Origin of the sequence: Barnesiella sp. ET7, assembly GCF_024733785.1 — a bacterium.
GTDB lineage: Bacteria > Bacteroidota > Bacteroidia > Bacteroidales > Barnesiellaceae > Barnesiella > Barnesiella merdigallinarum.
This window is the reverse complement of the sequence record NZ_JANRHM010000005.1, coordinates 13,808-35,828: the sequence shown is the minus strand read 5'-3', so window position 1 is coordinate 35,828 and position 22,021 is coordinate 13,808. Positions and strand designations below refer to the sequence as shown.

Genomic DNA, 22,021 nt, shown 5'->3' with positions numbered 1-22,021 from the left:
AAAACAGCAAGGCCGCACGCACAATTTTAGACAAACCGCACGATTCGCCGGGTGAACGGTTGCTTTTTACCTATTTTCGTACCACTCGATTCGGGCCCGGCCGCACCACTCTGTCTGTTGCGGTAGCCGACCCATCGACGGGGCGGCCACACCCTGCTCCAACACGAGGGGGCCGGTCTCAACACGGGCCTCGTCCCAGTAGCCCGCGTCGATAAACGACTGTAACAGAGCAGCCCCACCCTCGACTACGAGATGCTGCAGGCGACGACGATATAGCTCGTCGAGCAGGGCCGGTATCAATGCCTCGCCAAAGGGCAGGTGCACCACCTCGACCGACGACGGCAGCACCGGGTAGTCGGTCTCCGGGCCGGTCACCACGAGCGTAGGCAGGCCGTCGGTAAAGAGTTGCCGGTCGGCCGGCACGCGGGCATGCTCGTCGAGCACGATGCGCAGTGGCGAACGTCCGGGCCAGAGGCGCGTCGTGAGCGAAGGGTTGTCGGCTATGGCCGTGCGGGTTCCCACCAGAATAGCGTCGGCCTCGGCCCGCAGGCGGTGCACCCACACGGACGAGACATCGTCCGAGATACGGGCCGCCGGTTCACCCGGCTCACGCACCCGGTCGATGAACCCGTCGCTGCTCTGCGCCCACTTGAGGGTGACGAAGGGGCGGTGGCGGGTCTGAAAGGTCATAAAGGTACGGTTCAACGCCAGACACTCGGCCTCGAGCACGCCGGTAACCACCTCGATACCCGCCTCGCGCAGCCGGGCAACACCTCGTCCCGACACGGCCGGGAAGGGGTCGAGACACCCCACGACCACCCGCGGAATGCGTTTGGCCACAATCAGTTCGGCACAGGGCGGTGTCTTCCCGTAATGCGAGCAGGGCTCGAGCGATACATACAGGGTCGACTGGGGCAACAGCGACTCGTAGGCCACCGAGGCGATGGCGTTCACCTCGGCATGAGGCTTGCCGAAACAGCGGTGATACCCCTCGCCGATGATGCGCCCCTCGTGCACCACCACCGCCCCCACCATGGGGTTGGGAGCCACATGGCCGCGCCCCAGCGAAGCCAGTTGCAGGCACCGGCGCATGAAAGCAGAATCTACATCTCTATCCATATCTTGAACTTTTTTATTTACCTTTGCCACACACCGAGACAGCGACACCCCGGCACGGCAGCCATCGGCAGCAGGTTTTACGGGTCTGTATCGCCTCGGTTCCTAACAACTGTCAACATGCAACCGAGTATCGACCTCCTGCGCCACACCCTCCAGGGCATCTATCCGCCCGGCGAAATCAACGGCTTCATCCGGCTGATTTTCGAGGCACTGTGCGACTATACCCCTACCGATATACTGCTCCGCAAAGATACGATTTTATCTGAGGATATGCACCGAAAAATCGAGGAGATAGCCAGTCGGCTCGCCCGGCAGGAGCCTATCCAGTACATTCTGGGCTATGCCTGGTTTTGCGACCGCCGCTTCTACATCGCCCCCGGCGCGCTCATTCCCCGCCCCGAGACCGAAGAGCTGGTGCGCCTCATCATCGACGAGAACCGCAGCCGCCCGCTGCGCATCGCCGACCTGGGTACGGGCAGCGGCTGCATTGCCGTCACCCTGGCTCGGGAGCTGCCCCAATGCCGGGTCGAAGCGTGGGAACTCTCGCCCGAGGCCCTGGCGATTGCTCGCCGCAACGCCGAGCTCCAGCAGGTGACGGTCGACTTCTACCAGCGCGACATCCTCCACTACGACCTCTCGCAACTCACGCCCGGTTCGCTCGACCTCATCGTGAGCAACCCGCCCTACATCTGCCGGAGCGAAAGCCGGGCCATGAGCGAAAACGTGCTGGGCTACGAACCGCACGAAGCCCTCTTCGTCCCCGACGAGACCCCGTTGCTCTTCTACGACAAGATAGCCCGCGACGGTCTCACCCTGCTCTCGCCCGGCGGCCGCCTCTACTTCGAAATCAACGAGGCTCAGGGCCCCGCCTGCGCCTGCATGCTGGAGCGCCAGGGCTACGAACAGATACGCATCATACACGACCTCTACGACAAAGACCGGTTTGCATCGGCCGTAAAACCTCACGCTCATGGCTAAGATACTGACACCCCCCGAAGCCCTGCACCGGGCCGCCGCCCTCTGCTCATCGGCCGAACACTGCACGGCCGACATTCGTGAAAAACTGGCCCGATGGGGCGTGACCGAAGCCGACAGCCGCACCATCATCGACCGGCTCGTGCAAGAGCGGTTTATCGACGAGCAACGTTACGCCGTGGCCTTCGTCAAAGACAAATTCCGCTTCTCGGGATGGGGCCGCATCAAGATGCGCTACGCCCTGCAGCAGAAACGCATCGACGGCAGCGACATAGACCACGCCCTCGCCACCCTCGACGAGGAGCAGTACAACGACCGTCTGCTCGAACTGCTGCAAGCCAAATCGCGCTCGATTCGCGACGACGACCCCGAAGCCCGACGGGCCAAACTCTTCCGCTTCGCCACCTCCCGGGGATTCGAATCAACACTTATTTTCAACGCATTAAAACAGGTCGTGCCATGAAACGGCTCCATCCGCTCGACGACCTGCTCGACCTCTTCTTTCCGCGCCTCTGCCCCGTCTGCCTGCGGGCCATGAACCGCGACGAGCGGGGGCTCTGTACCGGCTGCCTGCACCGCCTGCCCCGCACCGGCTACCACCTCGACCCACTCAGCCCCATGGCCCAGCTCTTTCTGGGCAAGATTCCCATCGAGCGATGCGCCGCCTTCTTCCACTTCACCACCCCGGGCGACGTGAGGCAACTGATACACCACATCAAATACCACGGCGGCAAACGGTGCGGCCTCGTACTGGGCGAAATCTTTGCCCGCGAGTTACAGCCGCACCGGTTCTTCGACGGCATCGACACACTGGTACCCGTGCCCCTGCATCCCGCCAAACTGCGCCGCCGGGGCTACAACCAGAGCGAATGGATAGCCCGCGGCGTGGCACACGCCACCGGCATAGAACTCTGCACCCGTTGGCTGCAGCACACCCGCGACTCCCACTCGCAAACCCGCAAGGGCATCTACGACCGCTGGCTCGACACCCACTCGGCCTACGACGCCCGGCTGGCTCCCGACCTGACCGGCCGCCACATCCTGCTCGTCGACGACGTGGTGACCACCGGCGCCACCCTCTTGGCCTGCGCCCAAGCACTCCACGCCCACGGCGAGCCTCGCATCAGTTGCCTCACCCTGGCTGCCGCGCAGTAAATATTTTCATATTTTTAGATTCCATTCGGCCGTTTATCTGCTATTTTTCTTACCTTTGTCTTTCGATTATCCTAAATATTATTCGTCATGAAAACGGTAGAACGATTACTGGCCGAGAAACTCTTAAAAATCAGAGCCATCAAACTGCAACCCGAGAATCCTTTCGTATGGGCATCGGGCTGGAATTCACCCATATACACCGATAACCGCCGTACCCTCTCCTACCCCGAGGTGAGAAGTTTCATCAAGGTAGAACTTTGCCGGGTTATTATGGAAAACTTCGGCTCGGCCGATGCCATTGCCGGCGTAGCCACAGGCGCCATTGCCCAAGGTGCACTGGTAGCCGACACACTGGGGCTGCCCTATGTATATGTGCGCTCGGCACCGAAAGACCACGGACTCGAGAACCTCATCGAGGGTAACCTGGTTCCCGGACAAAAGGTAGTCGTTATCGAAGACCTCATCTCGACCGGCGGCAGCAGTCTGAAAGCAGTCGAAGCCATCCGCAACGCCGGCTGCGAAGTCATCGGTATGGTAGCCATCTTCACCTACGGCTTCCCCGTTGCCACGCGCAAGTTCAAGGCCGCTCAGGTAGAACTGATTACGTTGAGCAACTACAACGCCATGCTCGAGACGGCTCTCGAGACCAACTATATCAAACCCGAAGACCTCGAGACTCTGCAAGAGTGGCGCAAAGATCCCTCGAGCTGGCAAGGTCCCAACAACACGCCCGCCGTATGACCAGCAGTTTCGAAAGTAAAACGGTGCGGATTGCCCACGCCGTAGAGAAGGTGTATGCCCTGCTCTCCGACCTCTCGAACCTCGACCGCTTCCAAAGCGTGTTGAATGCGCCCGAAAACCAGAACAAACTCAAGATTACGGGATACGACAGCGACAGCCTCTCGATCGAGGTGAGCCCCATCGGCTCGGTCACCTTCCGCATCGTAAACCGGGAGCCCAACAAGACCATCAAGTTCGAGGCCGAAAACTCGCCGCTGCCCCTCAACCTGTGGATACAGTTCGTACCCACCGGCGAGAGCGAAACCGCGTCGCGCGTCACCGTCAAGGCCGACCTCAACCCCTTCATCAAGCCCATGGTGTCGAAACCCTTGCAAGAGGGGGTCGACAAAATGGCCGACATGCTGGTGGTGCTCCCCTACGAGCAATAATCAGGAGGTAGTCTGCCCGCAATCTATTTGTAGAATCTTAAAAACGTAACTCGAATGGCACAGAAACTTTGGGAAAAATCGGTACAGGTCAATCACGACGTAGAGCGATTCACCGTAGGCCGGGACCGGGAGATGGACCTCTATCTGGCCCCCTACGACATTCTGGGCTCGCTGGCTCACATCGACATGCTGCAATCCATCGGGCTCCTCTCGGCCGACGAGCTGGAGAAGCTGACCGCCGAGTTACGACACATCTACGCCGAAACCCAGTCGGGGCAATTCACCATCGAAGAGGGGGTCGAGGATGTGCACTCGCAGGTCGAGCTGATGCTCACCCGCCGGTTGGGCGACATGGGCAAGAAGATACACAGCGGACGCTCGCGCAACGACCAGGTGCTGGTCGACCTCAAGCTCTTCACCCGGGCCCGGCTGCAACATACCGTCGAGGGGGTAGAGACGCTGTTCAATACGCTCATCGACCAAAGCGAACGGTACAAACAGGTACTCATGCCGGGCTACACCCACCTGCAGGTGGCCATGCCCTCGTCGTTCGGCCTCTGGTTTGCGGCATACGCCGAGAGCCTGGTCGACGACCTCATCGTCATGCAAGCCGCCTACCGGGTGTGCAACCGCAACCCGCTGGGGTCGGCTGCCGGATATGGTTCGTCGTTCCCCCTCGACCGCACCCGCACCACCGACCTGCTGGGATTCGAGTCGATGGACTACAACGTGGTGTATGCCCAGATGGGACGCGGCAAGACCGAGCGCATCGTCGCCTCGGCCATCGCCTCGATAGCGGCGACGCTGGCCAAACTGGCCTTCGACGCCTGCCTCTACAACTCGCAAAACTTCGCCTTCATCAAGCTGCCCGATGCCTTTACCACCGGCTCGAGCATCATGCCCCACAAGAAGAACCCCGACGTATTCGAACTGACCCGGGCCAAATGCAACAAGCTGCAGGCCCTTCCCTACCAGATTACACTCATAGCCAACAACTTGCCTTCGGGCTACTTCCGCGACCTGCAAATCATCAAGGAGTTGTTCCTCCCCGCCTTCGACGAACTGGACGACTGCCTGCACATGGTCAACCAGATGATGTCGCAAATCGAGGTCAACACCCACATCGTCGACGACCCGCGCTACAACCTCATGTTCAGCGTCGAGGAGGTGAACCGCCGCGTACAGGCCGGTGTCCCCTTTCGCGATGCCTACAAGCAGGTGGGGCTCGAGATCGAGGCCGGGCACTTCACCCCCGACAAGCACATCGTCCACACCCACGAAGGCAGCATGGGCAACTTGTGCAACGACCGCATCACCGCCCTCATGCAGCAGACGGTCGCCAGTTTCGACTTCGCTCGCGCCCAGGAGGCCGAAGCCCGGCTTCTCGGTCGCCAAAACTCATAGGCCTATGGATTACCAACCGCAACCCGACCGCTACACCAACGGCATGATTTATCGCCGTTGCGGAAACAGCGGCATACAACTGCCCGTCATCTCGCTCGGATTCTGGCACAACTTCGGTCACATCGACTCGTATACCACCCAACTCGAGATGGTCAAATATGCCTTCGACCATGGCATTTGCCACTTCGATCTGGCCAACAACTACGGACCGCCCGCCGGCAGCGCCGAGGCCAATTTCGGCCGCATGATGAAGCAGTGCTTCGCCGCCCACCGCGACGAGATGTTCATCACCTCGAAAGCCGGTCACGACATGTGGCCCGGCCCCTATGGAGGCAACAGCTCGCGCAAGAACCTCATGGCCAGCATCGACCAGAGTCTGCAACGAATGGGGCTCGACTACGTCGACCTCTTCTACAGCCACCGCTACGACGGGGTTACCCCCATCGACGAGACCATGCAGGCCCTCGTCGACATCGTGCGCCAGGGCAAAGCGCTCTACATCGGGCTCTCGAAATACCCCATCGACAAGCTGCTCTATGCCCTCAACTACCTGCACACCGCCGGTGTACCCTGCCTGGCTTATCAGGACCGCTACAACATGTTCGACCGCCACGTCGAGGAGCATCACCTGCAACTCTGCGCCTCCAAAGGTATAGGCGTCGTAGCCTTCTCGCCGCTGGCCCAAGGCATACTCACCGGCAAATACCTGAACGGCATCCCGGCCGACTCGCGTGCCGCCCGCCCCGAAGGGTATCTGAAGACAACCGATGTCACCCCCGAAAAGATAGCTCGCGTGGCCCGGCTGAAAGCGATAGCCGACCAGCGGGGACAAACCCTCTCGCAACTGGCCCTCGCCTGGGTATTGCGCCAAAGCGAGGTGAGCACCGTAATCGTGGGCGCCCGCAACCTCGACCAGTTGAAGGACAACCTGCACGCCACCACGGCCCTGTCGCTCACGGACACCGAAACCGAAATGATAGAGGAGATACTGAAATGAAACGATTGCAACACATACTCCTGCTCCTGCTCGCCTTGGCCGCCGTTGCCTGCGACGGAGGCGACCGCGACCGCATACCCGCCGCAGCCGTGCGGGTCGAGTTTGCCAGCCAGGCCATGTGGGACCAGTATGGCGTAAGCGGCAGTTTCATACACCGCCGCTTTATCCTCAGCCAGAAACTCCCCGCCGGATTTCCCTACAACCTCTCCTCGGCTACCGGCTACGGAGGACTCATGCTCGTGACCAACGAGCACGCCATCCCCTTCGTCTACGACCTCTGCTGCCCTGTCGAAATCAATCCCAACATCCGCATCGAGTTCGACGAAGACAACTTCTGCCTGCGTTGCCCCAAGTGCGGCTCTACCTACGACATCTCGACCGGCGGCCCCATGACCGGCGCCGCCAAAGACGGTCGCTACTTCTTGCAAAGCTACCAGATAGCTCCCTACGGTACCGCCGGCGGGCAGCTCATCTTCCGCTAACCTGCACACCCGGTACAGTGCGCCCGGACTTCGCTTGTGAGGCCGGGTCACCTCACCACACGGGGAATGTCGGACGGGAACAGATTTTCGAGTCGTAATTTTGCAGAACCAAAAAAGCATTTTATCTTTGCAATCGCATTTGCGAAAATAGCTCAGTTGGTAGAGCACAACCTTGCCAAGGTTGGGGTCGCGGGTTCGAGTCCCGTTTTTCGCTCCAAGGCTGCCCGAATGGTGGAATGGTAGACACGAAGGACTTAAAATCCTTTGGCCATTGCGGCTGTGGGGGTTCAAGTCCCCCTTCGGGTACTGCATAGAGCTGTTAATCATTTGATTTTCAGCTCTATTTATTTTTTTCAGGTAGCCAAAGGGGTGTAACAAAACAAAAGGAATCTCCTTCCGTAACCGATACAGAAGACTCCCTTACAATCAAAAAAACAGATTGCACAAGTATCAAAAGCGAAGAGATATTTACTAGACCCTCCCCTACTTCACATTCTTGAAAGCACGCAGAATCATATCCACGGCTCCATCGATGCCGGTACGTTCGATATTGATTACCAAGTCGTAGCCGGCAATATCGGTCCACTGTTTGCCGGTGTAGTGCCAGTAGTGATTGGCCCGACCGGTATTCACCCGCTCGATTTTACGGGCAGCCTCTTCGGGCGAAATATGGAGTTTGTCGACCAGCTGCTTCACGGCAAAGTCTCGGCCCGAGGTGATGAAGACACGCAGCACGTGCGGGTCGTCGCGGAGAATCCAGTTGCCCAACCGGCCGATGATGACACACTCGCCCTTATGAGCCAGTTCACGGATGGTACGGCTCTGGTTCACATAGATGGCATCGTCCTTCGAGGGGTTCATCGAGGCGGGTATACCGCTATCGGCAAATATCAACTCCCACAGGCGGCTGGTGGGGAGATTCTGCTCGGTCTGGGCCACAAAGTCGGTCGAGTAGCCCATCTCCCGGGCCGTCTGGTCTATAATCTGCCGGTTGTAACAGGGGCAGCCCAACCGGTGGGCAACAGCCTCGCCCACGGCATTGCCCCCACTGCCATACATGCGGGCGATGGTGATGATGCGGTTGCCGCTCCACTCGTCGGCAGCCACAATCGCAGCAGCCTGCCGTTCGGCCTTGGGGATAAAGATGCGGTCGAGCCACCCGATGTGCGGGGCGAATACCCGAACCATAAAGCCCACGTAAAACATCGAGACGAGTGTACCTACACCAACCATCTCCCAGCTCCAGCGACCGAAGAAGATGAACATGAATATCGTACCGATGAGCACCAGCGAAGTATCGGAACAGATCTTCACCTTGCCGAAATCCTTTTTCAGAAACTTCGATATGGCCAGCGGCAGCCCCTCACCGGCCAGCATCAGCGAGTCGCAACGCACCTCGCACGCAATGCCGAATGCCAACACGGCACCACCGATGAGCAGCTCGATGAATCGCAAGGGATAACCTATCATGGGGTTGATGTCGAAGGGGATTTGCAGGAAACCGGTCAACCACATCGTGAGGTCGGTATAGAATCCGAACAGGAAAGAGACCAGAATCTGGGTATACTGCCGGGCCTCGAAATTACGGCGCAGCAACAGAATCTGAATGGTGATGAAAAACACGTGCATGCAGATGGTGAGCTGCCCCATCGTCAGGTTCACTCCCGGGACCAACGACAAGATATAGGGGGGAGCCGATATAGGCGACGAGCCCAGGTTGGCCCGTATAGACAAGGAGGTACCGAAAGCGATTACAAAAAGAATAACTACAAAACTGGCATAGCGCCGCAGCCACTCTGCCTTACTCCTCTTCCCGTTCATAATTGGTAATATTTCAAAACAACTGCAAAATTACGCAAAAACCGGCTTAACCGGCTGGCTCTTACCCGGTCTTTAAACTTATTTATACTTGCGGCGAAGGGCCGAGATCCTGCTCGAAATGATATTTTTTACAAATAACCTAAATCTTTACCCTCAAATCGCTATCTTTGTAAAAGAGAGGATGTGGTTCGGCATAGTCAACCCAATGGAACCGGTGAGTCTTCACTTGTGTCTGCACCCCCTCTCACTACTGTTATTGCAAAGCCTTATTCAATATGAATACCACGACAGAACCCGGATATGTATATATTTTGACCAATCCCAGTTTTCGTGAAGACTGGGTCAAAATCGGGAAGAGTGCCCGCCCGGTCGATATTCGCTCCAAAGAACTGGATAATACCGCCGTGCCATTGCCTTTCGAGATTTATGCGACCATCAAGACCGTAAAATTCAACGAGGTCGAAAAGCTCGTACACAAAACCATAGACCGATTAACCGACCTACGGATTCGCCAAAACAGAGAGTTTTTCAATGTGCCGCCACAAGTTGCTTTAGACATATTCAAGGACATAGCCCAAACCATCGACGACGCTGTCATCACAGAGTATCGCGACAACAGGCCCATTCAAGAACCGGGTAACGACTGCCCCCCAACCAACAACAAGAGAGTAGTCAAGCGCGAACGCTTCCGGTTCAGTCTGGTCGGTATTCCTATTGGCGAATATATTACATTCATTCCCACGGGTATACAGGTAAAAGTAGCCAGCGACAACTCCATCGAATACGATGGCCGCATCTATAAACTCTCGCCCTTTGTAGGGACTTTCATGCCCGAAGACAAGCGCAATACGTCGGGCACCTATCAAGGGGCCAAATATTTCACCTATAAGGGAAAGGTTCTCGAAGAGCTGAGGAGAGAGATTGAACAAGACGACGAAGAGTTGGAGGTACAGTCCGAGCCTGCCACAGAGTAATTCAATATCGACATTTCAATTACGCACACAGCCCGCCAAAAAGCGGGCTGTGTTTTTATCTGAATCATTCAAGCGTCATTACCGTTCGGCTTGTTCACTCTCTTCCATCCGCTCGTGCGAGAGGTTGATGGCAAAGAGCCGGCCTACGACCGGCACGCGGAAGAGCTTGACACGATGCGTAATGCGCGCATACCGGGTGAAGAGTATCACGATGAGGAACAGGATACCCAGCAACACGGCATAGCCGAACACCTGCTTGATCGAGACCAGCGTAGCCTGCCACTGCAACTCGCCGAAGTAGGCCGAGAAAGGTACCTGCCCCGTGAGCGGGTTCACGGCATCGAGCGAGCCGCCCAGGGTGTAGTAGTTCGACTGCATCGCCATCTTGAACACCCGGGCCACCAGCGCCGAAGCGATGGGGCCGCCTATCCCCTCGCGCACGAAACCCACGGCACAAAGGGCCTGAAAGAAGTGCCGGAAGGGCACAATCTGCGACAGATAGGTAGTCAGGGTCACATAAATCATCACATTGCCCGCATTCTTCAGGAAGAGCGGCAGGTAGAGCCGCTCGATATTCATGTCGGGCGAAATCAAGAAGTACATCACCAACTGATAGGCCACCATCAGCACAAACCCGATGAAGGTCACCGTCTTGTAACTCATCTGCCAGCGGGCCAGGAGCAGTAGCGACAGGAGTGCCCCGGCTACGACACCCAGCAGACCGGGTACATTGAGCGAGATGGCATTGAGCGAATCGTAGTGGAGGATGCCTCCCGTAAAGGCTCCTTGCAGCACCGTCGAGGTGGCCGACAGGCAGTTGAGGGCGAAGAAGAGGAGCACCACCGTGCCGAAGTGCCGGTACTTGAAGGTCTCGGGCTCGATATAGGGGTGACGTATGTGCCACATGCGCTGCAGACTCAGGAAGAGAAACAGAGCCGCACACACCAGTGCCAGCCGTATGTAGGGCGAGTCGAACCAGTCGTAATAGTCGCCGTAGTTAAAGGCAAATGCGATGAGCAGCAGCACCACGCTCCAGAGCACGGCACCCAGCCAGTCGATGCCGAAGAGCGGCAACGGCGGACGCAGATAGAACTTGCGCAGCAGCCACTGCGAGAGGACAATCACCACCAGCAACAGCCCTACGGCCAGGTAGTGCATGTAGTGCCAGCTGTAAAAGTAGGTGAGGTAGGTGGTGACCAGCCCCGAGAATTGTATGCAGCCAAATACCGTGAGGTAGATAACCGGGAAGAATACGGCAAAGTTACGCGTGGGGGTGATGCGCAACTGTATCGACGAGAAGCACTCGAAGGTTCCCCACATGCGCAACACTCCCGTGAAGAAACAGGTTATCGCCAGTACCATCAGGTTGTCGGTGCTCATCGTGATGATATTGCCCACGATAAGCCCCACGGCCACGATGGGCAGAATGGTGCGTGTCGGCAACCTGAATTTCAGCCGGAACAGGACGGGGAAAATCATCGTAATGCCGATAAACGAGGCATAACCGGCCATGAGTATATCTTCCTGCATCAGCGTCGTGGCCCCCATCATCTCGCTCACCGACGAGAGGTAGATACCCCCCGAGCACTGGAACACCAGAATGCAAAAGAGAAACGACACTACCCGCGCCCACATGGGCACCCACTCCTTGAAGGCGGGCACCCGGCGCATCAAGTCATCGAGCGGAGTCATGGTCGCGATACTTTACCTCACACTCTACGTTCAATCCGGCCCGCAGCTTGTCCATATCCTCGGGCGAGTTCTCCTCCGAAAAGACGATACGCACCGGGATACGCTGCTCGACCTTCACGAAGTTGCCGGCCGAGTTGTCTTGCGGTACCAGCGAATACTGGGCACCCGTAGCTTTCGAGATGGACTGCACCCGACCTTTATAGACCACCCCGGGAATGGCATCGATGGTCATGTCGACCGGCATCCCCTTGGCAATGTGGGCCGTCTGGGTCTCCTTGTAGTTGGCGACCACCCACGTCTCGGCCTCGTCGACAATCGACACCAGCGTCTGTCCCGGCTGGATGAGCTGCCCCTCCTGAATGGTCTTGCGCGAAGTCACCCCGTCGCAGGGAGCCAGCACCACCGTGTACGACAAGTTCAGGTTGGCCAGGTCGAGAGCCGCCTCGGCCACCGCCACGGCAGCCTCGTTCTGGTCGAGGCGTTGCGCCTGTTCATCCTTCACCAGCGAGGCCGAACGTCTCTGCCGCACCAGCATCTCATACTTGGCCTTCAAGGCCTCGTAATTGGTCTTCATCCCGTCGTATTGCTGTTGCGTCACAGCCTCTTCGGAAAGCAGCTTCTTGTAACGCTCGTAGTCTTTCTCGGCATTCTTCAGCAGCACCTCTACCTCCTCGATACCGGCATCCGACACGGCCAGGTTGTTGTGGGCCGTCGATACGGCCGTACCTATGGCGCTGCGGCCGGCCAGCGCATTCTGGTAGTCGGCCTCGGCCTGAGCCACCCGCAGGCGGAACTCGGCATCCTCGATGAGCAACAGCGTGTCGCCCTTGTGCACCGGCTCATACTCCTCGAAATAAATCTTCTTGATAAAGCCCTGCAACCGGCTGTTTACCGGCACGATGTGCTGACGTACCTGCGCATTGTCGGTATACTCGACCCGTCCCAGATGGACGAATCGCGAGCAGACCCATACAAAACCTATCACCAGCAAGGCGATGGCCACGACGTTGAATACTATTTTGCGTGATTTCTTATTCATAGCTGTAAACGATTTATAATGTACCTGTTAAATAAAGAAGTTTGTAATAATTGAAAGCAATGTCGATTTGCGCATTGGCCAGCTGTACCTCGGCCGAGAGTTTGGAGTTGCTCGCATCGAGCATATCGGTGATGAGCGCAAGCTCGTTTTTGTAGCGGTTGGCGATGACGGTGTAGTTCTGGCCGGCCAGCTCTACGTTTTTCTTGCGGGTAACCAGCTGTTCGTATGCCTCGACATAGCGCACATAGGCCGCCTGCACGGCCAGTCCGGTCTGTTCGCTCGCATCGTCATATCGCTCCTGCGTGCGGCGTATGGTCAGCTTGCTGCGGCTGGCCGCCTTGTTGGTCTTGTAGAGCGAGGCCAGGTTGTAGCTTATCCCTACGCCTACATACCAGTAGTTGAAATTCTTGTTGATGGGAGGAACCTCGATGGTGATAGGGCCGTCGAAATGGTTGCCGGCCATGAGGGCAATCTTGGGCAGGCGGTCGGACTTCACGATTTTATCCTGATGCTTGTTCATCTGCACGGCCAGAGCCAACTGCTTCAGTTCGGGCGAGTTTTCCATCGCCTCGTTTTGCCAGTAGGCCGCATCGCCCATGGGCAGCGTGCGCGACAGCAGGGTGGTGTCGGGCTCGATCCATACCGACTCGTCGAGCCCCAGGTTGGTAACCAGATTGCGGTTGAGGATACCCAGCGTGTTCTTGATTTGCACGACGGTGAACTCAAGGTCCGAGAGCAGCAGCTCGTAGCGGGTGATGTCGTTTTTCAACACCAGACCCTCGCCCTGCTTGGCCCGTATATCCTTGAGCAACTGTTTGGTCTGCTCGATATTCTGCTCATAAACCTTGATCAGATTGAGCTGCTTGAAGAGGTCGAAGTAGTAACCCGCCAGCAGGAAACGCACCTTGTTGCGGTCTTTGGCCCAGTCGAGCCGGGCATTCTGCTCTTGCAACTGTGCTATGGCGATACCGTTCGAAACGGCTCCACCCGAATAGATGATTTGCGAAACCTCCAGTGCAAAGTTGTTTCCCAAGTGAGGCATCGGAGCCCGTTCTACCTGCGTGAAATCACGCTCCATCAGGGTTCCATCGCCCAAGTAACTAAAAGAAAGTGAGGCATCTATGTCGGGTAAGCGGTCGTTTTTGGCGACTCTCACCGCCTCGTGAGCCTCATCGATTGCCGTAAACGAGGGGCGCAGTGTCTTGCTGTTGCGATCGGCCAGGTCGAAAATCTCGTCCAGCGTAAACACCCGACGGACCGGCTCCTGAGCACATGCACCACCTGCACATAACGATGCACACAGCACCGCTATGGACAAATAGAATTTGTTCATTCGTAAAAAAAATTATGAATTAAAAATGTAGGATTAACTAAAAAAGAATGTATTGACCGTAGCTATTGATCAATCGGAATTGGCCATTCCCCATTGGTGAAACGAATCGAGTTTTGTCAATACTCCACTACGAAAATTATAAATGCGATTGGCTATGTTTGGTCTCATCAGATACATGGAGCAATATACTCCATTCGGGGCGCAAAGGTACAAAAAGATTCGGTATCTGTAGCGATTTCCTCAAAAAAAAACAGAAATATTTTTCTTCTATATATCTTTCTCTCATATACATACACGCTTTTTCCGTGGCTACAATCTACCCGGGAACACCCGCCGAACCACCCGGTCGAGGTACAATCTGTAAAACGGGTACAACTATCTGTAATTTGTCTATTTCGCATGCGCCATACCCGCACTACCTTTGCCATCGACCCCCTCAGGGGGGCACGATACGCAAGATAAAGAGAGACAGCACGGCATAGAAGGCTCGACCGAAAGGTTTTACGCCGGCCCGGCACGAGAAAAATTCAGGCAAAAAAGTGTGTTTTTCCCGGACCGATGCTCCTCGAAATAGAAAATCTTTGCGTATTTTCGTAGGTGATTTCCAGACAAGAAATCGTCATCACGACACACAGTATTTAATAGTAAAACAAACTTCTATGTTACGAAAAATCAGAATAGTCGCTGCAACTATCTGCTTCGTCCTCATCACTTTGCTGTTTCTCGACGTCACGGGCACGCTGCACCTGTGGTTCGGGTGGCTGGCCCGGATACAGTTTCTCCCGGCCGTGCTGGCGTTGAATGTGGGCGTCATCCTTCTGCTGGTGGTGCTTACCCTGCTCTTCGGGCGCATCTACTGCTCGGTCATCTGCCCCCTGGGTGTATTCCAGGACATCGTTTCGTGGCTGGTCGGCAAGCGCAAGAAACATCGGTTCCGCTATTCGCCGGCCCTCTCGTGGCTGCGCTACGGCGTGCTGGTCATCTTCATCGCCATGCTGGTAGCCGGGTTAACCGCCTGGGCCGCCCTCATCGCTCCATACAGCGCCTACGGCCGCATAGCCACCAACCTCTTTGCCCCGATATACCGGTGGGGCAACAACCTGCTCGCCCTCGTGGCCGAGCGCATGGACAGCTATGCCTTCTACTCGACCGAGGTCTGGCTCAAGAGCCTCCCCTCGCTCATCGTAGCCGCGGTCACCCTGGTAGTCATCGTCGTACTGGCCTGGCGCAACGGCCGCACCTACTGCAACACCATCTGCCCGGTGGGCACCACGCTGGGGTTGCTGTCGCGGTTCTCGTTCTTCCGCCCCGCCATCGACACGACCAAATGCAACGGTTGCCAGTCGTGTGCCCGCAACTGCAAAGCCTCGTGCATCGATGCCAAAAATCATGCTATCGACTACAGCCGCTGCGTAGTGTGCATGGATTGTCTCAATCGTTGCACCCAACACGCCATTCACTACGTGCCCCGCACCCGACTGCCGAAAAACAAAAAGACGGCCGAAGCGAAAGCTCCCGCTCCCGAGGCAAAGGGGAACAACTCCCGCCGGGAGTTCCTGACCCTCACCGGCGTACTGGCCGGAAGTGCCCTGCTGAAAGCACAGGAGATGAAGGTCGATGGCGGTCTGGCTGCTATCGAAGAGAAAAAGATACCCAAACGGGCTACCCCCATCACTCCGCCGGGCTCGCTCAGCGCCTCGCATCTGGCCCAGCATTGCACCGCTTGCCAACTGTGCATCACCAATTGCCCCAACCAGGTACTGCGCCCCTCGGGCAACCTGATGACCTTCATGCAGCCCGAGATGTCGTATGAGCGCGGCTATTGCCGCCCCGAGTGCACGCGCTGCTCCGAGGTGTGCCCCACCGGCGCCATCCGTCCCATCTCCGTAGCCGAGAAGTCGAGCATACAGATAGGGCATGCCGTTTGGGTGAAAGCCAACTGCATACCCCTGACCGACGGCGTGAGCTGCGGCAACTGCGCCCGCCACTGCCCCGTGGGTGCCATCCAGATGGTGGCCTCGGACCCCGCCGTGGCCGACTCACCCAAGATTCCAGTCGTCAACACCGAGCGTTGCATCGGCTGCGGTACCTGCGAGAACCTCTGCCCGGCCCGCCCCTTCAGTGCCATCTATGTCGAAGGCCACAAACAACACCGCATCATCTAACCCTTCAAAAAAAAACGAGGAGACAATGGAAAACAAATCGAACAAAAATATAAATCGCCGCAACTTTCTGAAAGTGGTAGGCGGCACGGCCCTCGCTTCGGCCGCCGTACTGCCCGGCTGTAAAAACCGGCAGGAGGCAGCCCACACGGCCACCACCGAAGTCCCCACCGACCAGATGACCTACCGCACCAACCCCAAGACACAAGACCGGGTATCGCTGCTCGGCTACGGCATGATGCGGTTGCCCAGCATCCCTTCGCCCGACGGCACCAGCAGCACCATCGACCAGGAGGCAGTCAACGAACTGGTCGACTATGCCATCGCCCACGGCGTGAACTACTTCGACACCTCCCCCGTCTACATGCAGGGCGGGTCGGAAAAGGCGACCGGTATCGCCCTCAAGCGTTACCCGCGCGACAAATATTTCGTGGCCACCAAGTTGTCGAACTTCTCCAACTACACCCGCGAGAACTCCATCACCATGTATCGCAAGTCGTTCGAGAATCTGCAGGTCGATACCATCGACTACTACCTGCTCCACTCCATCGGCAACGGCGGCATCGAGACCTTCCGGGCCCGTTACATCGAGAACGGCATGCTCGACTACCTCGTCGAGGAGCGCAAGGCCGGCCGCATCCGCAACCTGGGATTCTCGTTCCACGGTACCCAGGCTGTCTTCGACGAGGTGCTGGCCATGCACGAGACCGTGCACTGGGACTTCGTGCAGATACAGCTCAACTACGTCGACTGGCGCCACGCCTCGGGCAATAACGTCAATGCCGAATATCTCTATGCCGAGCTGGAAAAACGACACATCCCCGCCATCATCATGGAGCCCCTGTTGGGCGGCCGCCTGTCCAACGTACCCGACCACATTGCCGCCACCCTCAAGCAACAGGCTCCCGAGTCGAGCGTGGCCTCGTGGGCATTCCGTTTTGCCGGCTCTCACGCCGATGTGCTCACCGTGCTCAGCGGCATGACCTACATGGAACACTTGCAGGACAACCTGCGCACCTATTCGCCTCTCGACACCCTCACCGAGGCCGATCTGAAATTCCTCGAAGAGACGGCACAACTGATGCTGCGCTACCCCACCATCCCCTGCAACGACTGCAAGTATTGCATGCCCTGCCCCTACGGGCTCGACATACCGGCTATTCTGCTCCACTACAACAAGTGCATCAACGAGGGCAACGTGCCGGCCTCGTCGCAAGACGAAAATTACCGCAAAGCGCGCCGCGCTTTCCTCATCGGTTACGACCGCAGCGTACCCAAGTTGCGCCAGGCCAACCACTGCATCGGATGTGGGCAGTGCGTATCTCATTGTCCGCAAAGCATCAACATACCCAAGGAACTGCACCGAATCGACCGCTTTGTCGAGGAACTGAAACAAGGTAAAGAATTTTAAACTCGCTTATGGAATACCGCACATTAGGACGTACCGGCATACGGGTAAGTGCCATTGCCCTCGGCTGTGAGGGCTTTATCAACAAAAGCGCTCAAGAGGTGAAGGCCGACTTCGACTTTGCCATCGACCGGGGCATCAACTTTGTCGACATCTACTCGTCGAACCCCGACCTGCGCGACCACATCGGGCAGGCACTGGAGGGCCGCCGCGACCGCTTCGTCATACAGGGACACTTGTGCACCACCTGGGAGAACGACCAGTACCTGCGCACCCGCGACCCGAAGAAGACCATCGAGTCGTTCGACTCCCTGCTCAAGCAGCTGCGCACCGACCATGTCGATGTGGGCATGATTCACTACGTCGATGCCGAGAAGGATTTTCACACGGTCTTCGACCACGAGATTATCGAGATTGCCCAACGGCTGAAGGCCGAGGGCAAGATATGCCACATAGGCATGAGCAGCCACAACCCGCTCGTGGCCAGCATGGCGGTAAAGACGGGCCTCATCGACGTGCTGCTCTTCTCGATTAACCCCTGCTACGACCTGCTCCCGCCCAACGAAGATGTAGATGTACTCTTCGATCAGCAGAGCTACGCCGGGGCCCTGCACAACATCGACCCGGCCCGTGAGCAGCTCTATGCCTTGTGCGAACGCGAAGGGGTAGCTATCGACGTGATGAAGGTCTTCGGCGGCGGCGACCTGCTCGACCAGGAAAACTCGCCCTTCGGTTGTGCCTTCACCCCCGTACAGGCCATCGACTACGCCCTTACCCGCCCCGCCGTGGCTGCCGTCATGCTGGGATGCAAGACTCAGGACGAGATGGCTGCCGCCATTGCCTGGTGCCAGGCATCGCCCGAAGAGCGCGACTACACCGCGGTGATGACCCATCTCGACCGGTTCTCGTGGCGCGGACACTGCATGTATTGCGGCCATTGTGCCCCCTGCACGTCGAAAATAGACATTGCCGCCGTGAACAAATTCTACAACTTGACTGTTGCACAAGGTGAGATTCCCGAAACCGTACGGGAACACTACAAGGCGCTCGAGCACCATGCCTCGGAGTGCATTGCCTGCGGCGCTTGCGAAACGCGCTGCCCCTTTGGCGTGCAGATTGTCGAGTCGATGCAACGGGCCGCTCAACGATTTGGCTACTGACACAGTCTCGCAAAGACAAAAAAACGAACATGAAAGAGAAAGAAGAGAGTCCCTGCAAGGTACCCTCTGGTGCCGCGCTGTGAAAACGCGCCAGGTATCGCCGGGCTCATCTCACCCGAATAAACAATTTGTAAAACAATCAAGAAGATTTGTATAAACGAATGAGGACAAAACTTTTACCCCTGTTTCTATGCTTTGCCGGAATCGCTTCGGCACAAACCGACTCGCTGTCTAACTCCTACCTGGCCATGGCCGGAAAACCCTCCGACCCGATTCACATCGGCGAAGTGGTGGTGACCGGTACCCGCAACGAGACCGACGTACGGCATCTGCCCCTCACCGTCTCGGTCATCGACCGTCAGGAGATCGAGCAGAGCATGCAACCCTCGGTACTGCCCATACTCACCCAGCAGGTGCCCGGGCTCTTCATCACCTCACGGGGTATCATGGGCTACGGCGTATCCAACGGTGCAGCCGGCGGCATAGCCCTGCGTGGCTTGAGCGGCGGCTCGGGCCGGATGATGGTACTTATCGACGGACACCCGCAATATGCCGGTATCTTCGGGCACCCCATCTCCGACGCCTACCAGTCGTTCCTGGCCGAGCGCGTGGAGGTGCTGCGCGGCCCGGCCTCGGTGCTCTACGGTTCGAACGCCATGGGCGGGGTAATCAACATCGTCACCCGCCAGTTGCACGAAGAGGGGGTAAAGACCAACGTCAACCTGGGATACGGCTCGTTCAACACCCTGCAGAGCGAAGTGACCAACCGCATCCGAAAGGGTCGGTTCACGAGCCTCATCAGCGGCTCGTACAACCGCACCGACGGCCACCGCTCCGATATGGGTTTCGAACAGTATGGCGGCTATGCCAAACTGGGTTATCGGGTTACCGACAACTGGAACCTGCGCGGCGACGTAAACGTGACCCACTTCAACGCCTCCTATCCGGGCCCGGTGAGCGCCCCGCTACTCGACGGCGACCAGAGCATCACCCGCGGCATGACCTCTTTTGCCGTGGAAAACAAATACGAGAAAACCTCGGGTGCCGCCAGCTTCTTCTACAACTGGGGCAACCACTGGATTAACGACGGTTATACACCCTCGAAAGGAGAGACCCCGCAAGAGAGCCGATTCCTCTCGTTCGACAACATGATGGGCCTGTCGCTCTACCAGAGCACGCAGTTCTTCCCGGGCAACCGCATCACCGTGGGCTTCGACTGGTTCCGCTACGGCGGCCATGCCTGGAACAAGTTTGTGAGCGGCGAGAAGGCGGGCACGACGAGCGACCTGGTCGACAAGCACGAAGACGAATTGGCCGGTTACGTCGACTTCCGCCAGGACATGGGCAGCTGGCTCACCCTCGATGCCGGTGTGCGCGTAGACCACCATTCGCGAGTAGGTACCGAGTGGATACCGCAAGCCGGACTCTCGTTCCACCTGCCCCGTACCATCGAACTGAAGGCCTCGGCCTCGAAGGGTTTCCGCTACCCCATCCTGCGCGAGATGTACATGTTCCCACCCCAGAACCCCGACCTGAAGCCCGAGTCGATGTGGAGTTACGAACTGGCCTGGGCCCAACACCTGCTCGACAATAGCCTCACCTACGGCATCAACCTCTTCTACATCGACGGCAAAAACCTCATCGTCACCCTGCCCAACCCCAACGGCACTGGCATGCTGAACCAGAACACCGGCAAGATTGAGAACTGTGGCGTGGAGGGCGAGATAGCCTACCGCATCGACCCGCACTGGTCGGTCGAGGCCAATTACAGCTACCTGCACATGGAGAATCCCGTCGTGGGTGCTCCCGAACACAAACTTTACGCTGGAGCCCAATACACCCACAAGCGGTGGACCGTATCGACCGGCGTGCAATACATCGACAACCTCTACACGACGGTAGGCGACAACCCTCAGACCGAGGAGTTCGTCTTGTGGAACCTCAACGCCTCGTTCCGCGTGAACCGCTGGCTCGACGTGTGGGCCCGGGGCGAGAACCTGCTGGCCCAGCGCTACGAAATCAATGCCGGCTACCCCATGCCACGGGCTACGGTCATGGCCGGTGTGAATCTGAACTTCTAAACCCTAAACAATACAGCCTATGCAATCCAAATTCATCTCGATGGCCTTGTGGGCATTTCTCCCGGTCATGGCCGGCATCAGTTGCAGCACACAGGCTCAGAATCAGGAGCAACAGCCCTCCCAGGGAGAGCAACAGGTTGCTCGCGTGTACATGTTCAAAGAGATCTCTTCGGAGAATCTGGTCAAAATCTACGAAGCCCTGGGCCGCGAAGCTACCGGCAAAGTGGCCGTAAAACTCTCGACCGGCGAACCGGGCGGGCACAACTTCCTGCAACCTTCACTCATTCAAACGCTTGTGCAAAAGGTAAACGGTACCATTGTCGAGTGTAATACTGCCTACGGCGGCGGACGGGCCGATACCGAAAACCACCTGAAGGCGGCTGCCGACCACGGCTTCACAGCCATCGCACCGGTCGACATCATGGATGCCGAGGGCGAGGCAGCCCTGCCCGTACAAGGGGGCAAACACCTGAAGGAGAACTATGTGGGGGCTCACTACCCGCAATACGACTTCACCATCATCCTCTCGCACTTCAAGGGGCATGCCATGGGCGGATTCGGCGGAGCCATCAAAAACATGTCGATAGGTATCGCCTCGTCGGGCGGAAAGGCCTGGATACACTCGGCCGGGAAGACCAAAAGTAACCCTTGGAGCAACCTGCCTGCCCAGGACGATTTTCTGGAGTCGATGGCCGAAGCGGCCAAATCGGTAGCCGACCACTGCGGCGACAAAATTCTCTACATCAGCGTAGCCAACAACCTCTCGGTCGACTGCGACTGCGACGCTTCGCCCGAAGCGCCCCGGATGGGCGACATCGGCATACTGGCCTCGCTCGACCCCGTGGCCCTCGACAAAGCCTGCACCGACCTGGTGCGTGCCTCGAGCGACCCCGGCAAGGTGCACCTGATCGAGCGCATCGACTCGCGCCACGGCATGCACACCCTCGAGTATGGCGAGCAGATAGGACTGGGCACCCAGAGCTACGAACTGATCACCCTCGACTGACGGGCCACTGCTGCACATCGATATAAACAGAAAATCCCGACTCA

19 protein-coding genes and 2 tRNA genes are annotated in these 22,021 nt (G+C 57.7%); 16 read left to right on the top strand and 5 right to left on the bottom strand.

The features are described 5' to 3' along the window. Positions 1-66: 66 nt before the first annotated feature. Positions 67-1,119: a bifunctional diaminohydroxyphosphoribosylaminopyrimidine deaminase/5-amino-6-(5-phosphoribosylamino)uracil reductase RibD gene (ribD, locus tag NW211_RS04310; RefSeq protein ID WP_258327040.1), complete on the bottom strand. Its 1,053-nt coding sequence runs from the start codon at positions 1,117-1,119 to the stop codon at positions 67-69. Between the two features lie 117 nt (positions 1,120-1,236). Here ribD and prmC point away from each other — a divergent pair, with 117 nt between their 5' ends. From prmC to NW211_RS04260, 10 genes are all read left to right on the top strand, one after another. Then, the gene (gene prmC, locus NW211_RS04305) at positions 1,237-2,097 is read left to right on the top strand and encodes a peptide chain release factor N(5)-glutamine methyltransferase (protein ID WP_258327039.1); all 861 of its coding nucleotides are present in this window, start codon (positions 1,237-1,239) and stop codon (positions 2,095-2,097) included. Continuing rightward, positions 2,090-2,557: a regulatory protein RecX gene (locus tag NW211_RS04300; RefSeq protein WP_258327038.1), complete on the top strand. Its 468-nt coding sequence runs from the start codon at positions 2,090-2,092 to the stop codon at positions 2,555-2,557. Before prmC ends, NW211_RS04300 begins: the two co-directional genes overlap by 8 nt. After that, entirely contained in the window at positions 2,554-3,249 is a 696-nt protein-coding gene (locus tag NW211_RS04295) for a ComF family protein (protein WP_087408302.1), read from the top strand. Before NW211_RS04300 ends, NW211_RS04295 begins: the two co-directional genes overlap by 4 nt. Positions 3,250-3,336: 87 nt before the next feature. After that, on the top strand, positions 3,337-3,990 hold the full coding sequence (pyrE, locus tag NW211_RS04290) for an orotate phosphoribosyltransferase (RefSeq protein ID WP_087408301.1): 654 nt from the start codon (positions 3,337-3,339) through the stop codon (positions 3,988-3,990). Next, entirely contained in the window at positions 3,987-4,418 is a 432-nt protein-coding gene (locus NW211_RS04285; protein ID WP_258327037.1) for an SRPBCC family protein, read from the top strand. The genes pyrE and NW211_RS04285 overlap by 4 nt, the downstream gene beginning before the upstream one ends. A 54-nt stretch (positions 4,419-4,472) precedes the next feature. Then, on the top strand, positions 4,473-5,822 hold the full coding sequence (argH, locus tag NW211_RS04280; RefSeq protein WP_258327036.1) for an argininosuccinate lyase: 1,350 nt from the start codon (positions 4,473-4,475) through the stop codon (positions 5,820-5,822). A 4-nt stretch (positions 5,823-5,826) separates the two neighbouring features. Then, positions 5,827-6,819, top strand: a complete 993-nt coding sequence (locus NW211_RS04275; RefSeq protein ID WP_258327035.1) for an aldo/keto reductase — start codon at positions 5,827-5,829, stop codon at positions 6,817-6,819. Continuing rightward, a complete protein-coding gene (locus tag NW211_RS04270; protein WP_258327034.1) occupies positions 6,816-7,301 on the top strand; it encodes a hypothetical protein in 486 nt (161 codons plus the stop codon). The genes NW211_RS04275 and NW211_RS04270 overlap by 4 nt, the downstream gene beginning before the upstream one ends. Positions 7,302-7,442: 141 nt before the next feature. Continuing rightward, positions 7,443-7,518, top strand: a tRNA-Gly gene (locus NW211_RS04265). Positions 7,519-7,523: 5 nt separating this feature from the next. Beyond that, positions 7,524-7,607: transfer RNA gene (locus NW211_RS04260), tRNA-Leu, on the top strand. A 177-nt stretch (positions 7,608-7,784) separates the two neighbouring features. Here the strand turns inward: NW211_RS04260 and NW211_RS04255 are convergent. Further along, complete coding sequence (locus NW211_RS04255) at positions 7,785-9,122, bottom strand: cytidylate kinase family protein (RefSeq protein ID WP_258327033.1); 1,338 nt, start codon at positions 9,120-9,122, stop codon at positions 7,785-7,787. A gap of 275 nt (positions 9,123-9,397) precedes the next feature. Here NW211_RS04255 and NW211_RS04250 point away from each other — a divergent pair, with 275 nt between their 5' ends. After that, positions 9,398-10,096, top strand: coding sequence for a GIY-YIG nuclease family protein (locus NW211_RS04250; RefSeq protein WP_087408295.1), 699 nt, complete (start codon positions 9,398-9,400; stop codon positions 10,094-10,096). Positions 10,097-10,174: 78 nt separating this feature from the next. Here NW211_RS04250 and NW211_RS04245 read toward each other — a convergent pair whose 3' ends face one another. From NW211_RS04245 to NW211_RS04235, 3 genes are read right to left on the bottom strand one after another with little or no spacing between them, the layout of a single operon-like run. After that, on the bottom strand, positions 10,175-11,788 hold the full coding sequence (locus NW211_RS04245; RefSeq protein ID WP_258327032.1) for a hypothetical protein: 1,614 nt from the start codon (positions 11,786-11,788) through the stop codon (positions 10,175-10,177). Beyond that, on the bottom strand, positions 11,772-12,827 hold the full coding sequence (locus tag NW211_RS04240) for an HlyD family secretion protein (protein ID WP_258327031.1): 1,056 nt from the start codon (positions 12,825-12,827) through the stop codon (positions 11,772-11,774). The genes NW211_RS04245 and NW211_RS04240 overlap by 17 nt, the downstream gene beginning before the upstream one ends. Before the next feature lie 13 nt (positions 12,828-12,840). Continuing rightward, positions 12,841-14,160, bottom strand: a complete 1,320-nt coding sequence (locus NW211_RS04235; RefSeq protein WP_258327030.1) for a TolC family protein — start codon at positions 14,158-14,160, stop codon at positions 12,841-12,843. Positions 14,161-14,819: 659 nt separating this feature from the next. On the opposite strand from NW211_RS04235, the gene NW211_RS04230 reads away from it, so the two are divergent. The 5 genes from NW211_RS04230 to NW211_RS04210 all read left to right on the top strand — a co-directional run bounded on the left by NW211_RS04230 (position 14,820) and on the right by NW211_RS04210 (position 21,977). Next, on the top strand, positions 14,820-16,325 hold the full coding sequence (locus NW211_RS04230; RefSeq protein WP_258327029.1) for a 4Fe-4S binding protein: 1,506 nt from the start codon (positions 14,820-14,822) through the stop codon (positions 16,323-16,325). 25 nt (positions 16,326-16,350) lie between these two features. Beyond that, positions 16,351-17,733, top strand: coding sequence for an aldo/keto reductase (locus NW211_RS04225; protein WP_258327028.1), 1,383 nt, complete (start codon positions 16,351-16,353; stop codon positions 17,731-17,733). Positions 17,734-17,741: 8 nt separating this feature from the next. Continuing rightward, a complete protein-coding gene (locus NW211_RS04220) occupies positions 17,742-18,890 on the top strand; it encodes an aldo/keto reductase (RefSeq protein WP_258327027.1) in 1,149 nt (382 codons plus the stop codon). A 248-nt stretch (positions 18,891-19,138) separates the two neighbouring features. After that, positions 19,139-20,971, top strand: a complete 1,833-nt coding sequence (locus NW211_RS04215) for a TonB-dependent receptor (protein ID WP_258327123.1) — start codon at positions 19,139-19,141, stop codon at positions 20,969-20,971. A gap of 40 nt (positions 20,972-21,011) precedes the next feature. After that, the gene (locus NW211_RS04210; protein ID WP_375379573.1) at positions 21,012-21,977 is read left to right on the top strand and encodes a DUF362 domain-containing protein; all 966 of its coding nucleotides are present in this window, start codon (positions 21,012-21,014) and stop codon (positions 21,975-21,977) included. The last annotated feature ends 44 nt before the right edge of the window (positions 21,978-22,021 follow it).